Below are 14,712 nucleotides of genomic sequence, written 5' to 3' on the forward strand. Positions count from 1 at the left end.
GCTCAAGACGCGCCCGGCGATGCCTTGCGCAACTTGCGGTACAGCGTGTTGCGTCCAATGCCCAGCTGGCGGGCCGCCTTGGAGATGTTCCCGCCGGCGGCCGTGACCGCCCGCCGGATGGCCTCGAGCTCCAAGGCTTGCAGGGTCGCCGGGGGCGTCGTGACGGCCACCGGTGCAGCGAGCAAGGCCGGCGGGGGCGGTGCCACGGCGTTGCGCCCCCGGCTCCACAAGGTCGGCCAATTGAAAAATGCGCGCAGATACAGGCTGCTTTCGCCCAGGCCCCCGCGGTGCAGCACGATCCGCAAGGGCTCGTCGCCGCAGCGACGGCAATGGTCGATGACCTGGCCGACGGTGATGCCGAGTGCGGCTTGCAAGCCTTGCATGCGCAGGGCAGCAGCGCTGCGCCCCAGCATGTCCAAGGCGGTGCGGGTGGCGCCGAGCACCGCGCCATCGGGGGAGACCGCCAGCAAGCCCTCGCGGACCGTGCCAAGCATCTCTGGCCGCGGGTGAATGTGCAGCCGCAGCCCCTGGCGGAAGCGGTCGTTGAAGCAATGGTTTTCGATCATCTGGGCCGACAGGCGGACCAGCGCCAGCGTGTGGGGGTGGTAGGAACGCTGGTCGCCGGTCACGTCCAGCACGCCCATCACCTGGCCGGCATGGTCGAAGATCGGCGCGGCCGAGCAGGTCAGGAAATGATTGACTCGCACGAAATGTTCGGCGCCATGCACCAGGGTGGGGGCTTCGTCGAACAAGGCGGTGCCGATCGCGTTGGTGCCTTTGGTGGCCTCGGACCAGTTCACCCCGGGCGCCAGCGCGATTTGTTGGGCTTTCTCCATGAAGCCATCGTCGCCCAGACTGTGCAGGATGGTGCCTTGGCTGTCCGTGAGCACCACCAGGCTGCGGGTGAAGACGATTTGCTCGAACAACATCTCCATCACCGGCACGGCGTGTCGCCAGAGTTGCCGGTTGCGCTCGCGCATCTCTTGCAGCCGTCCAAGGGGCACGGGACTGAGGTCCGGCACGGCACGCTCATCCACGCCCAAGGCGGCACAACGGGCGTGACTGCGCGCGATCGCGCTGGCGTGGTCGGCAGACATCGGGGGCGGGCCCTCAAGGGCCATGCGATCCAGCTTGCCGATGGCAGGGCGATCCAATCGGGACATGCTCGTTGCGCGACGAAGGCGGCAGTGCCTGTGGCCGGCCGCCCCAGGCACCGCGGGAATTGACCATGACGCGCAGTGTGGCATTGGCCGAGCGGCTTGCCAAGGTGGACCGGGGGGCTGTCCCAGCGTGGAACAGCGGCGCGGCCCAGACCCCCGGAAAACCCGGGTAAGGCCTAGGTTTGCAGGCCGACGACCTAGGAAGAAGATTGCATAGCACCGGGTCAGGACGCGCACATGCCCTGTCCTGCCGCACGAACCCTCCACAGCCAACCGAAAGGCGAGCCATGCAAAAGGTTCTGCACATCAATCCCGAGAAGTGCACCGGCTGTCTGCAATGCGAGATGGCCTGCAGCTTCGAAAACTACGGGGTGTATGCGACCTCCAAGTCGCGCATCAAGGTCTTCGACTTCCACCACACCGGCCGCAAGGTACCCTATACCTGCACACAATGTGACGAGGCCTGGTGCTTGCATGCCTGTCCGGTGGAGGCCATCACCATCGACAAGCTCACCGGCGCCAAGGTGGTCAGCGAGACCACCTGCGTGGGGTGCAAGGTGTGCACGATTGCCTGCCCCTTTGGCACCATCAATTACGTGCAGGAAACCGGCAAGGTGCAAAAGTGCGACTTGTGCGGTGGGCAGCCGGCCTGTGCCGAGGCTTGCCCCACACAGGCCATCACCTTCGTCGATGCCAACTGGACCGGCCTGGACCGCATGAAGGCCTGGGCCGACAAGCTCGGCAATCAAGCAGCAGCGGCCTGAAAGGAGCGCATCATGTCCTGGGCTGGCAAGATTTTGCGTGTGAACCTCACCACGGGGCAGTGCAAGAGCGAACCGTTGAACATGACCTGGGCCAAACAGTACCTCGGGTCACGCGGCCTCGCCTCCAAGTATCTGAGCAGCGAAATCGACCCGAAAGTCGATCCGCTGTCGCCGGACAACAAGATCATTTGGGCCACCGGCCCGCTGACGGGCACGATGGCCTCCACCGGCGGACGCTACACGGTGGTGACCAAAGGGCCACTGACCGGCGCCATCGCCTGCTCGAATTCAGGCGGCTACTGGGGGGCCGAGCTGAAGATGGCCGGCTGGGACATGGTCATCTTCGAAGGCAAGAGCCCCAAACCGGTTTATCTGGCGATCGTCGACGATCAAGCCGAGTTGCGCGATGCGGCCCACTTGTGGGGCAAATCGGTGTGGGAGACCGAAGAAATCATCAAGAAGCAGCATCAGGATCCGCTGACCCGCATCTCCAGCATCGGGCAAGCGGGCGAGAACCTGGTGCTGTTTGCCGCGGTGGTCAATGACTTGCACCGGGCCGCCGGACGCTCTGGCGTGGGGGCGGTGATGGGCAGCAAGAACCTCAAAGCCATTGCCGTGCGCGGCACCCGGGGCGTGGGCAACCTGGCCAACCCCAAGGAATTCATGCGAGTCACCTTCGAGAAAAAGAAAATCCTCGCCGACAATGCCGTCACCGGCCAGGGGCTGCCCACCTATGGCACGCAGGTGCTGATGAACGTCATCAACGAGGTGGGCGCGCTGCCCACGCGCAACCACCGCGACAGCCAGTTCGAGGGGGCCAAGGACATCTCGGCCGAGGCCATGGCCACGCCGCGCAAGAGCGATGGCAAGCCTCAGCTCGTGACCAACCAAGCTTGCTTCGGCTGCACCATCGCCTGCGGGCGCATCAGCAAGATCGACCAGACCCACTTCTCGGTGGAAAACAAGCCGCAGTACTGGGGCGCCTCCGGTGGCCTGGAGTACGAGGCTGCCTGGGCGTTGGGCGCGGCCAACGGGGTCAACGACCTGGAGGCGCTGCAGTACGCCAATTTGATCTGCAATGAGCAGGGCATGGACCCGATCTCCTTCGGTGCCACCGTCGGCGCGGTGATGGAGCTGTACGAAATGGGCGTGCTGACCAAGGAGCAGATCGGCATCGAGGCGCCGTTCGGCTCGGCCAAGGCCTTGTGCGAATTGGCCGAGATGACGGCCAAGGGGGTGGGCTTTGGCAAGGAGATCGGGCAGGGCAGCAAGCGGCTGTGTGCGAAGTACGGCCACCCCGAGCTGTCGATGAGCGTCAAAGGGCAGGAGTTCCCTGCCTACGATGCCCGCGGCATCCAGGGCATGGGGCTGACCTATGCCACCAGCAATCGCGGGGCCTGCCACCTGCGCAGCTACACCGTGGCGTCGGAGATCCTGGGCATTCCGATGAAGACCGACCCGCTGGTGGCCGATGGCAAGCCCGAGCTGGTCAAGGCCTTCCAGGATGCCACGGCGGTGTTCGATTCGGCCGGCATTTGCATCTTCACCAGCTTCGCCTGGAGCCTGGCCGATGTGCAACCCCAGGTGGCCGCGGCCTGTGGCGAGGAGTTCACGCTGGAATACCTCAACGAGGTGGGCGAGCGCATCTGGAACATGGAGCGCGATTTCAACAACCGGGCCGGCTTCACCGCCAAGGACGACACCTTGCCGCCGCGCTTGCTCAAGGAAGGGGCCAAAACCGGGCCGGCGCAGGGGCTGACCAGCAAGCTGCCCGAAATGCTGCCCAAGTACTACGAGCTGCGCGGCTGGACCCCCGATGGCCAGCTCAAGCCGGAGACGCGCGCCCGTTTGGGACTGTGACGACGGGACTGTGACTCCGGTGGCGTGACCCCGTGGGGCGGCCCAGCGCGCTGGCGCCGCCCCTGGTTTTTGGAGCCTTCCATGAAACACGTCATCCTCGGCGCCGGCCCGGCCGGCGTGATCGCCGCGGAAACCTTGCGCAAACACGCCCCGCGCGACGAGATCCTCCTCATCGGAGCGGAACGCGAGCCGCCATACTCGCGCATGGCCATTCCTTATCTCTTGAGCGGCCAGATCGGCGAGTCGGGCACCTACTTGCGCAAGCGAGCCGATCACTTTCAGCGCTTGAACATCCAGGTGCGACAGCAGCGGGCCAAACGGCTCGATGCAGCGGCTCGTCGCCTCACGCTGGATGACGACAGCCTCCTGGACTTCGACACCTTGTTGATCGCCACCGGCTCCAGCCCCGTGCGCCCGCCCATTCCTGGCTTGGATCTGCCGGGCGTGCATGCGTGCTGGACGCTGGAGGATGCCCGTGCCATCGAACGCTTGGCCACCAAGGGCGCACGCGTGCTGCAGATGGGCGCTGGCTTCATCGGCTGCATCATCATGGAAGCGCTGGCCCTGCGCGGCGTGCAGCTGACCGTGGTGGAAATGGGCGACCGCATGGTGCCGCGCATGATGGGGCCGACCGCCGGCGGCATGATCAAGCGCTGGGTGGAGTCCAAGGGCGTGACGGTTTACACCGGCACCCGGGTGGAGGCCATCGACAGCGGCACGCCGTTGAAAGTGCGGCTGTCCAATGGCCAGCACCTCAGCGTGGACCTGGTCATCAGCGCCACCGGTGTGAAGCCCAACATCGCCTTCCTCGAGAACTCGGGCGTGACTTGCCTGCAGGGGGTGCTGACCGACGAACACATGCGCACCAATGTGCCGGGCATCTATGCCGCTGGCGATTGTGCCGAAGCGCTGGACCTGGTGACCGGCCGCCCTATCGTCAGCGCGATCCAGCCCAACGCGGCCGATCAGGCCTACGTGGCAGCGATGAACATGGCTGGCAAGCCCGCCGTGCTCAAAGGCGTGACGCAGATCAACGTGCTCGACACCCTGGGGCTCATCAGCACGAGCTTTGGTCTGTGGCAAGGCGTGCCTGGCGGCGAGGGTGTCGAGCTGACCGATGAGGCCCAATGGAAGCACCTGAGCCTGCAGTTCGAGGCAGACCGTCTGGTGGGCTGCAACACCATTGGCTGGACCGAGCATGTGGGCGTCTTGCGCGGCCTGGTGGAGGGCCGGGTGCGCCTGGGGGCGTGGAAAGACCGGCTGCTGCGCGAGCCCACGCGGCTGATGGAGGCTTACCTTGCCTGCGCGCAGGCGCAGCACCAGTGGCAAGCCGCGCGGCTGAAGGCGGCGGCATGATCGGGCCATGAAAATCACCTTCAAGCTTTACGCCACACTGACCGACTATCTGCCGCCGCAGGCGCGCAGCGACAACCGCATCGAGCTCGACGTGGACCCACAAGCCACGATCGAGCAGATCGTGGCCCCGTTCAACCTGCCAATGAAGCTCGTGCACTTGGTGCTGGTCAATGGTGTGTTCGTGCCGCCTCAGGAGCGCGCCACCCGCCGCTTGCAAGAAGGCGATGTGTTGGCGATCTGGCCGCCGATTGCCGGGGGCTGAAGACCATGCCCTTCGAGCCTGCCGAGTGCTTCGAGCGGGACATGGGATGTACCGAAGCCGAATGGCTGGCCTGGCTGCCCGGGGCGGTCGGCCAGGCGCCACTGCGGCTGGATCGCGGCCAAGCGCAGGTGGAGCTGGGCTCCGGTCGTCTGACGTTGCGCTGGCAGGCGCTGCCGCCACGGCGCATCGCGCTGGTGCAGTTGCCGCGTTTGAGCGTGTCTTTCCGCTTCGAGGGGGTGGAGGCCAGGCTGCGGCAGGCCTTCATGCGGCACTTCGATCTGTACATGCAGCGCGGAGGCGGATGAGGTCGGCACACCGGCGCTCGGCCTTGCGGTGCCCGCAGATGCGCTATCGTTGGAAGGCTTCTTGTTCACAGACGAGAACCCATGACCATGCAGCCATTTTTCGTTTCCAACGATCCCGTGTGGGGCGGTGAGGCCGGCGACAAGTCCGACAAGCTCGACAAGGCGGGAAACCTCACCGAACGCCTGGTGTTCCAGTCGCGCTTCGTCTTGGTGTTTGGTGAGATCAATCCGGCCGTCGCGCGCGCGACGTGTGAGAAGCTCATCGCCATGGATCGGGAGTCGGACGCCCCCATCCATGTGCTGGTGTCCTCGCCTGGCGGCCATGTGGAATCGGGCGATGCCATTCACGACATGATCCGCTTCGTGCGCTCGCCAGTCACCACGATTGGCACCGGCTGGGTGGCCAGTGCCGGCACGCATGTGTTCTTGGCGGCCCCGAAAGAACGCCGCGTGTGCTTGCCCAACACCCGGTTCATGATCCACCAGCCTGGCGGCGGCGCCGGTGGTCAAGCCACGGACATTGCCATCCAGGCCCGCGAGATTTTGCGCATCCGTGAACGCATCGCGCGCCACACCGCAGCAGCCACCGGGCAGCCGCTGGAAAAAGTGCAGGCCGACATGGAGCGCGACTACTGGATGAATGCGCAGGAGGCGATCGACTACGGCATCGTCTCCCGCATCATCGAGCGGTATACGGATCTGGGCTGAGGCCGGCCTGCGCCGGGGCCCTCAGGTGCTGCTGGTGGCGCGCACCTCGGCCAGCGTGGTCACCCCGGCCAGCACTTTGAGGATGCCGTCCTGGCGCAGCGTGCGCATGCCCTCCTGGAGCGCGCGCTGTTGCAGTTGGTCGGCGCGCGCATTCGTTTGGATGAGGTGGCGCAGCTCGCGGCTGATGATCATCAATTCATGCAGCCCTGCGCGCCCGCGATAGCCGGTGCGGTTGCATTTGTCGCAGCCTGGGCTTTCGTGGTGCATCAAGCGGCCGTCACGGCCGTAGCGTTCGATCCATTCCTTCAGTAAGGACTCGCGCCTCGAGTGGGCCTCGTGGCCTGGGTCTACATGCAGATAGTCGGCCAGCAATTCATCGACTTCCTCGGCCGTGGCGGGTCGGCTGGTGCGGCATTCGGTGCACAGCCGGCGCACCAAGCGCTGGGCCAGCACGGCCAGCAAGGAGTCCGCGAAATTGAACGGATCCATGCCCATGTCCAGCAGGCGGGTGACGGTCTCTGGCGCGCTGTTGGTGTGCAGCGTGGACAGCACGAGGTGCCCGGTGAGCGAGGCTTCGATGGCCATCTGAGCCGTTTCCTGATCCCGGATTTCACCGACCATGATCACGTCAGGGTCGGCGCGCAAAAAGGCTCGCAGGGCTTTGGCGAAGGTCCAGTCGATTTTGGGGTTGATCTGGACTTGGCGCAGCCCCGGCTGGGTGATTTCCACCGGGTCTTCGGCCGTCCAGATCTTGCGTTCGGGCACGTTGATGTAGCTCAGTGCCGAATGCAGCGTGGTGGTCTTGCCTGAACCCGTGGGGCCGACGCACAGCACCAGCCCGTGCGGGCGCTCCATGGCTTGCTGCAAGCGCTGCAGGTTGTCGGCGGCCAACCCGAGCTGATCCAGCGGGATGGGCTTGGCCGAGGCCAAAATGCGCATCACCACGTCCTCGAGATTGTTGTTCGTCGGGATCGTGGCCACCCGCAGCTCGATGCGATGCCCCGGCATGAAGCGAGCGAAATTGATTTTCCCGTCCTGCGGCTTGCGCCGCTCGGAGATGTCCAGGTCGCACATGATCTTGATGCGTGCGACCATGGCATTGCGGTAGGTGTGCGGCAATTCCAGGTACGGTTGCAACAAGCCGTCTTTGCGGAAGCGCACCTTGACCTTCTCGCGCCCTGGGTAGCATTCGATGTGGATGTCGGACGCACCTTGCTGATAGGCCTCCACGATCATGGTGTTGATGAGCCGAACCAGCGAGTTGTCCGACTGCTCGATCGGCTTTTCTTCGAGATCGGCGGCCGGTTGTGCGTTGAGGTCTCGCTCCAACGACTCGACCAACAGGTTGGCCGAATCGGGCTGGAACTCGATCGTGGGTAAGTGGGCTTGCGATGACCAGACGTCGGCGCCTACTTTCTCGTAGGCACTTTTGATGGCCAAAGACAGATTGACCGACGCGCCCAGCGTGGGAACCACTTTGAGTTGACTGACGAACTCCAACTCCTCGATCACCGAATGGCGAGACGGATCTTCCATCGCCACGATCAAGCGGGAGTCCCAAAGCATCAAGGGCAGCACTTCGAGTCGTTCGGCCACCGCATAGGGCACTTTCGACAAGGCGTCCGTGCTGACCGGGTAGTGGTCCACGTCCACCAGCGGATAGCCCATTTTGCGGGCCAGAGCCGCCTGCAAGTCCTTTCGGGACACCAGCTGCATGCGCACCAGCAGCTCGCCCAAGGGGACGCTGCGATCCTTGGCCTGCTCGGCCAAGGCTTCATCGATCTGCTCTTGAGTCACCAAGCCCATCGAGACCAGCGCCTCGCCGATGCGCATCACCGGCATGCGGCTTTGCTGCTCGATGGCGGCTTTGAGCTGGTCTGGGCTGACGATGCGCTTGGACATCAAGATGTCGCCGATCTTGCGCTCTCGCAAGGTGGCCTGCTCACGCACGGCGAGTTCGATGTCTTGTGTCGTGGCCGCGCGCTGCTGCACGAGCACTTCGCCGATGCGCGGCCCCAATTCGACGCGCGAGTAGGCGTGGCGGGGAATGAATAGACGCTGAACGGTTCCCTGGTCGTCGATGGGCGGAAACAAGAACAGCCCAAAGTCGGTTTCCACGTGGCCGATGGTCACGCCTTGCAAGTCTGGCCCGTCTTTCATGCGCACCACGTACGGGGTTTGCGGACGGGTGTCGAGCAAACCCTCCATCTGCGTGAGTGCCGCCGAGGGGTGGGCCTCGACCGGTTGCTTCAGATGCAGGGCGCGGAACTGATGGAACCGCAAGGCCATGGTCGTGCGTGCTGGAGGCACTTGCACGTGCAGCACTTGCTCCTCGGGCACGAAGAAGATCAGCCGCCCGTGGATCTGCTTCAGATTCAGCCCTTCGATGATGCAGTCGATCGGCTGAAGTTGCTCTTGAGCCGAGGGGTAAGCGGCATAAGCTGGTGTGGGCCACCGGTACGCCGGCCGACGAAACTTCTCCCGCTCCGGGAGAGCCGGTGCATCGGTCTGCAAGAGCGGCAAGGGGCGGGTGTCGGACATGTGGATCGGCGGCGCAATTCCGCGTTCGACTATGCCAGCTGGGCGAGCGAACCAAGCGGCCGAATTGACCGGCAATCCCGGGCTTCTTCGACGCAAGGGCTGCCCGTGGGGCGATCTTGCTTGCTTTGGCGCTTGCTTGGCATACTGCGGCGCATGTCGCCCCCTTGTGGGACTTTTCCGCGCCACAGTCCCGCCGCCCGATGGATTATTCACTCGTATTTTTGGCCTGTGCCGTGGTGGGTGCGTTGTTCTCGATCATTTTGACCCTGACCATTCCCCACGTGCCGGAGGCCGAAGGGGCAGGTTTGTGGGCGGCGGCTTTCGTGCCTCTGGCCGCCGGAAGCGCGATGTTGGGAGGATCGTCGCATCTGCCAGGCGCCTCGCTCGTGTGGCGTGAACCCTTGTTGCTGACGGGTTACGCCTTGCTTTTGTCGGGTCTGAATCGCTATTTGCAACGCCCTCAACCCTGGCGTCTGTCGGTGGTGGTGGTGGCCAGCTCGGTGTTGTTGTCCGCCGCCATCATGGTGGCTGGTGGTTCGGACGATGGGTTGGTCACGGTGCGGACCGCAGGCATCATGGTGCTGATGGGGGCGGTCCTCCTCACCTTGCGACGGTCGCGACGACCGGGCATGCATCGCACGATGGTGTTCTTGGAGTTGGCGTGCGCGCTGATCTTTTTTTTCGCGGCTTGGCGCCTCATCGCGCTGTGGGGGCCGTGGCCTGCGCTCAGGTCCCCGGCGTTGTTGGCCGGCGCAAGCATGGTGACCACCCTGTTGATCTTGGCGGTCATTTGCGGGTTCACCTTGCTGATGACCGCGCGCATGAACGGACAGCTGCACACGCTGGTCGTGCGCGATCCGCTGACCGGATTGCTCAATCGGCGAGGGCTGGAAGAGGCGGTGCACAGCATTTTTGCCTTCACCCGACGCGTCGGGCATTCATCGGTGGCGGTCATCGCGTTGGACATCGATCATTTCAAGCGCATCAACGACGAAGAAGGCCATCTGCGCGGCGATGCCGTGTTGCAGGCGCTGGCCAAAGTCATGACCGAGCACTTCAGTGAGGCGGCGGTGGTGGCTCGATTGGGAGGCGAGGAATTCGTGATCGTCTTGGGAGGCGCGACCGCCGAGGAGGCCATGGCGCAAGCCGAGCGTCTTCGTTCGGTGATCGAATCGCAGTGCGCCCGCCTGGCCGGTCTGCGTCGGCCGGTGACGGTCAGTCTGGGCGTGGCGGTCGATCAGCCAGCCCACGTCTCGTGGGAGTCCTTGCTGGCCCGTGCCGATACCGCGTTGTATGCGGCCAAGCAGCAAGGGCGCAACCGATGTGCCATGTATCGACCCGGCACGCACGATGCGTCTGCGGGCACTGTCTGTGGCGCGACCGCATGAACGTCTTCTACAACTTGACGATCGCTCAATATTGGGGGCTGTTGCTGGCGCTGTGCGTCTTGTCGCTGATCATTCTGGCGCTGTTGGCCGTTCTGCGCCATGAATCCCGCCATATCCGGGGTCCTGGTCACTGGCTGGCTGCGGTGGCCCTGATGATGGTGGGCACGGGCTTGGCCGGAGTGGCCGTGGCCCAGGCGCAAGGGGTGTGGGTGTGGATGTATGCCCCGGCCTCGGCGATTCAATTGCTGGGCATCGGACTGTTCGGGGAGGGACTGAGGCGACATCAAGGGTTGCCTTCACGCGCCGCGACCGTGGTGATGCTGTCGGTGTTGGCCATGCTGGTGTTGCTGGGCCTGATGGCTTCAGGCCGACAGTATGGGGCCGTCTCGAGCATGTCGTTGTTCGCGGGGCTTGCGTGGGCGCGATTCGTTTGGTTGTCGGTGCGCTTTCGGCGGCCAGGCTACGGAGCGATCCGCTTCGGGCTGGTGGCCAGTGGCCTGTTCCTGTTGCTGGGATGGACGGTGCGCGGCGTCGTGTTGCTGCACGCCGGGCCGACGGCCTGGCGAGAACTCATCAGTCTGGCCAACATCGGGTTGATTTTTTTCTCCTTCATCGGCGCGGGCATGTTGGGGTTGCTGCTGGTGTTGCTCATCAACTTCCGGCTGGCCGAGCGCTTGCGGTCCATGGCCTTGCGTGACGCACTGACCGGAGCGCTCAACCGTCGCGGCTTCGAAGAGCGTGCGGCCCGCCTGGTGGCCTTGTCGGCGCAGATGGGCCAGTCAGTGACCGTGCTGATGCTGGACATCGATCATTTCAAACGGGTCAATGACGAGCACGGGCATGCCGTGGGCGACCTCGTGCTCAAGGCCTTGGCGCAGCTGGTGCACCGGGCCAAGCGCGAGACCGATCTGTTCGCTCGCTTGGGGGGCGAGGAATTCTGTCTCGTCCTGCCCGGCACCGATGTGCCCGGCGCCCGAGTCTTCGCCGAGCGACTGCGCCATAGTTTCGAAGTGTTGGAAATCGACACCGGCAGCCGCTTCCTGCGCTGCACGATGAGCATCGGCGTGGCCTATGCGTCGGCTGCCATGCTGCAATCCAAGCGAGTCGATCTGGTGGACCTGCTGCACCAGGCCGACGAAGCGCTGTACGAAGCCAAGCGAGCCGGCCGTAACCGTCTGCGCTTCTACGCTTCGCCCGAAGTCGTCTCCAGCCGGCTGGACTCACGCCTGTTCGCCACGACCGGCCTGTCCTCGGGCTTTGGCCCGTCGAGCCTGGTGTGGGGGGATTCCTCGGGCGTGCAGTGAATTCGTGCTGCGGCCGTCGGCCTTGCCAACGGCTGGACCATCTCGCCAGGCAGGGCCGGCCAGCCTTCGGTGGGCGGATCCCGGCGCAGCGGTGCATCCACTGAACTTTGTCGCGGCGGTTGACTCTGCTTGGCATGTTCCGTGGCCTCTTGCTCCTGCGAATCGCCCTGGCGGCCCTGCTGCTCCACAGCCTCAGCGGCGTGGCGTCCGAACTGAGCCCCTGGGCCGGCGCATCTGGGGCCGCGCCGGCTCCTCCTTGGCATTTCGTGGGTCTGCCAGGACAGACCTTGCCTCGCACCCGTTACAGCCTCGTCGAGATGGATGGGGTGTCCAGCCTGCGCATCGAGGCCCCGGCGTCTTATGGCAATTTGGTGCATCCAGTCAAGAGCCGGCCGGGCCATTTGAGCTGGTCCTGGCGTGTGGCACGCTTTGCCGAACATACCGACTTGCGCACCAAGGCAGGTGACGATACCTCGGTGAAGGTCTGTGCCTTGTTCGATCATGCGCTGGAACGCGTCCCCTTCTTCGAGCGGCAGTTGTTGCGCATGGCCCGCGCGCGCAGCGGCAGCGACTTGCCCGCTGCCACGCTGTGCTATGTTTGGGATACCGATCTGGCCGCTGGCACGGTGATCGACAATGCCTACAGTCGCCGCGTGCGCTACCTCGTGCTGCGCAGCGGTGAAGCTGCTCCTACGCCTTGGCGTCGCGAGTCGCGCGACCTGGCGGCCGACTTCCTGCGCGCCTTCCACGACGAGGCCACCGACGTGCCGCGCCTGCTTGCCATCGCCGTAGGGGCCGATACCGACAATACGGGCAGCCAGGCGCTCGCCTTCGTGCGAGACCTGCAGCACCGCCCGGGAGGATCCGAATGAAACAACTCGTGCTGGCCGGTGGAGGCCATGCCCATGTCCAGGTTTTGGCTGCTTTTGCACAACAGGTCTTGCCCGGGGTCGAGGTGACGCTGGTCACCCCACAGCCCGTGCAGTGGTATTCCGGCATGGTGCCTGGCGTCATTGCGGGCCGCTATAGCGCGCATGAGGCACAAATCGACCTGGCCGCGCTGGCCCGCCGTGCCGGCGCACGTGTGGTGCTCGATGCCGTGGTCGGGGTGCGGCCCGATGCCCGCCAGCTGCGCTTGGCCAGCGGTGGCGAGCTGGCTTATGACGCGCTCAGCCTCGATACGGGCGGAGAACTCTCTCGCGACGTGATCGACGGGGCTCGCGAACATGCCCTGTTCGTACGCCCGCTGCATGCCTTCATGCACCTTTGGCCGCGTTTGCAATCCCTCGCGGCGCGCCAGCCCGGGCTGCAAGTGGTGGTCATCGGTGGCGGGGCGGCAGGCTTCGAACTGGCCGTGGCCATGCGTCACGCGCTGGTCGCCCAGGCGCGCGTCACCCTCGTGGCCGGCAACGCCGGATTGCTGCCGCGATTTCCGCGTGGGCTGCGCCATCGCGCCCTGGCAGTGCTCAAGTCGCGTGGCATCACCGTCATCGCCGACGACGCGGTCGAGATCGAGCCCGGACAGCTGCGCCTGTCCGGTGGCAGTCGCCTGCCTTGTGATGCGCCGGTCGTGGCCTTGGGCGTGCAGCCTCCGGCTTGGCTCGCTCACAGCGGCCTGCGCTTGGCCGCCGATGGCTTCATCGCCACGACCGCCAGCTTGCAATCCGTCTCCCACCCTGAGGTGTTCGCGGTGGGCGACGTGTCCTGCCGTATCGACGCTCCCCATCCCCGCAGCGGTGTCTATGCCGTGCGCGCAGGCCCGGTCCTCGCTGCCAACCTGCGCGCCTGGGCGGCCGGGCGACCTTACGCGATGTATCGTCCGCAACGGCGGGCCTTGGCGCTGCTGTCTTGCGCCGATGGCACTGCGCTGGCCAGCTGGGGCCCCCTGTCGGCTCGTGGGGCCTGGGTGTGGCGCTGGAAGGATCGCATCGACCGCGCCTTCGTCCAGGCCTATCGCGACAGCGAGCCACTCGTCTCCCTGTCCCTGCGCTGACAGTGCGCCCTTCCCAGCACGCCTGCAGCCATGAGAGCCGCTGCCGTTTGCAAGCAGCGCCGCGACGCCTGTTTGCCACCAACCCCTGCCAGATGTAAGCGCTGGTCGTTCCTCTCGATCGGGGGGACCGAAGGGGGACGAGGAGCCATACTTCGCGCCCATACAGGCAAGAGCCGGCAAAAGACCCCCCTTCAGGGAGGAGGCGCGAGATGACCGACGGCTCCGATCTGGGCCCACTCGTGCGTGCGGCGGCTGACCCTGAGCCACACGAACGGCTGCTGCGGCGGCACTGGCCGCCGAGCCTGCAGCGCTTGCGGACCGAGCTTACGGGCTTCTCGGTGCGGCCGGGGCTGCGCACCGCCCGTCTCGACGAGGCTGGACGGCGCCAGATGGCTGCCGAGCCCTCCTCCCAAGCACCAACAAGCAACCAGCCTTGCACCCATGAGTGTCGGGTTCCGGATGATTCCCAACCTGTTTTGAGAACAGATGCGGATGGGAGCGGCGCCATGGCTTCATGGCCTGAAGGGTGAGGTGTGGCAGAGCCTTCTGGGGCAGGTGCTCGTTGCGCAGCCACACGTAGCGGTGCAGCGGGGTGGCCAGGTTCTGGGCGCTGTTGAAGGGGTGCGCGCGCAGCACCTGCTCAAGCCGCTCGTTGAATCGCTCGACCATGCCGTGGGTCTGCGGGCGCCTAGGCCGGGTCCAGCGATGCTCGATGCCCACGGCTTCACACAGGGCGTCCAACGCATGCTGCCCCCTTGGCTTTGGAGCCGAAGGGGCGGTCGGTGAGCTCACGGCCGTTGTCGGTGAGCAGGGTGTGGATCTCGAACCGCGCGGCCTCGTGCAGCGTGTGGAGGAAGGCTTTGGCCGCCGCCGTCTTGTGGCTCTTGATGGCGATGAACACCCAGCGGGTGGCCCGGTCGATGGCCACGAACACGTCGCGCCAGGCCGGCTCGTCGGCCTTGAAGGGCTGGGGCGAGCGCGCAGGGACCTGCGGGGCCGGCAGGCGCGAATAGCCTCGTCGATCGTGCAGCAACCAATCATCCGGGACCCGACAGGCGGTTTGAGAGGAAG

General features: G+C 65.3%; 13 protein-coding genes. 10 read left to right on the top strand and 3 right to left on the bottom strand.

Annotated elements, in window-relative coordinates:
* Positions 1–2: 2 nt before the first annotated feature.
* Positions 3–1,097: a helix-turn-helix domain-containing protein gene (locus F615_RS19330; RefSeq protein WP_232301018.1), complete on the bottom strand. Its 1,095-nt coding sequence runs from the start codon at positions 1,095–1,097 to the stop codon at positions 3–5.
* Between the two features lie 350 nt (positions 1,098–1,447).
* On the opposite strand from F615_RS19330, the gene F615_RS0104455 reads away from it, so the two are divergent.
* From F615_RS0104455 to F615_RS0104480, 6 genes are all read left to right on the top strand, one after another.
* Entirely contained in the window at positions 1,448–1,924 is a 477-nt protein-coding gene (locus tag F615_RS0104455; RefSeq protein ID WP_019559975.1) for a 4Fe-4S dicluster domain-containing protein, read from the top strand.
* Positions 1,925–1,936: 12 nt separating this feature from the next.
* Complete coding sequence (locus tag F615_RS0104460) at positions 1,937–3,784, top strand: aldehyde ferredoxin oxidoreductase family protein (protein WP_019559976.1); 1,848 nt, start codon at positions 1,937–1,939, stop codon at positions 3,782–3,784.
* 81 nt (positions 3,785–3,865) lie between these two features.
* Positions 3,866–5,140, top strand: coding sequence for an NAD(P)/FAD-dependent oxidoreductase (locus F615_RS0104465; RefSeq protein ID WP_019559977.1), 1,275 nt, complete (start codon positions 3,866–3,868; stop codon positions 5,138–5,140).
* 7 nt (positions 5,141–5,147) lie between these two features.
* Positions 5,148–5,402: a sulfur carrier protein ThiS gene (thiS, locus tag F615_RS0104470; RefSeq protein WP_019559978.1), complete on the top strand. Its 255-nt coding sequence runs from the start codon at positions 5,148–5,150 to the stop codon at positions 5,400–5,402.
* A gap of 5 nt (positions 5,403–5,407) precedes the next feature.
* Positions 5,408–5,707 (top strand): hypothetical protein, encoded by a 300-nt coding sequence (locus F615_RS0104475; RefSeq protein ID WP_019559979.1) that lies wholly within the window; start codon positions 5,408–5,410, stop codon positions 5,705–5,707.
* Between the two features lie 81 nt (positions 5,708–5,788).
* Entirely contained in the window at positions 5,789–6,415 is a 627-nt protein-coding gene (locus F615_RS0104480; RefSeq protein WP_019559980.1) for an ATP-dependent Clp protease proteolytic subunit, read from the top strand.
* A gap of 21 nt (positions 6,416–6,436) precedes the next feature.
* Here the strand turns inward: F615_RS0104480 and F615_RS0104485 are convergent, their stop codons facing one another.
* Positions 6,437–8,956, bottom strand: a complete 2,520-nt coding sequence (locus tag F615_RS0104485; RefSeq protein WP_019559981.1) for a GspE/PulE family protein — start codon at positions 8,954–8,956, stop codon at positions 6,437–6,439.
* 200 nt (positions 8,957–9,156) lie between these two features.
* On the opposite strand from F615_RS0104485, the gene F615_RS0104490 reads away from it, so the two are divergent.
* The 4 genes from F615_RS0104490 to F615_RS0104505 all read left to right on the top strand — a co-directional run bounded on the left by F615_RS0104490 (position 9,157) and on the right by F615_RS0104505 (position 13,641).
* Positions 9,157–10,344: a GGDEF domain-containing protein gene (locus tag F615_RS0104490; protein WP_019559982.1), complete on the top strand. Its 1,188-nt coding sequence runs from the start codon at positions 9,157–9,159 to the stop codon at positions 10,342–10,344.
* Positions 10,341–11,648 carry a GGDEF domain-containing protein gene (locus tag F615_RS19335; protein WP_019559983.1) on the top strand — a complete coding sequence of 436 codons (1,308 nt, stop codon included), beginning with the start codon at positions 10,341–10,343 and terminating at the stop codon, positions 11,646–11,648. Before F615_RS0104490 ends, F615_RS19335 begins: the two co-directional genes overlap by 4 nt.
* Positions 11,649–11,797: 149 nt before the next feature.
* Positions 11,798–12,520, top strand: coding sequence for a DUF3047 domain-containing protein (locus F615_RS0104500; protein ID WP_026330016.1), 723 nt, complete (start codon positions 11,798–11,800; stop codon positions 12,518–12,520).
* Positions 12,517–13,641 carry a slr1591 family oxidoreductase gene (locus tag F615_RS0104505; RefSeq protein WP_019559985.1) on the top strand — a complete coding sequence of 375 codons (1,125 nt, stop codon included), beginning with the start codon at positions 12,517–12,519 and terminating at the stop codon, positions 13,639–13,641. The genes F615_RS0104500 and F615_RS0104505 overlap by 4 nt, the downstream gene beginning before the upstream one ends.
* A 724-nt stretch (positions 13,642–14,365) precedes the next feature.
* Here the strand turns inward: F615_RS0104505 and F615_RS20135 are convergent.
* A complete protein-coding gene (locus tag F615_RS20135) occupies positions 14,366–14,674 on the bottom strand; it encodes a hypothetical protein (RefSeq protein ID WP_026330017.1) in 309 nt (102 codons plus the stop codon).
* Positions 14,675–14,712: the final 38 nt, after the last annotated feature.

The organism is Caldimonas manganoxidans ATCC BAA-369, from assembly GCF_000381125.1.
In the GTDB taxonomy this organism is placed as follows: Bacteria; Pseudomonadota; Gammaproteobacteria; order Burkholderiales; family Burkholderiaceae_C; genus Caldimonas; species Caldimonas manganoxidans.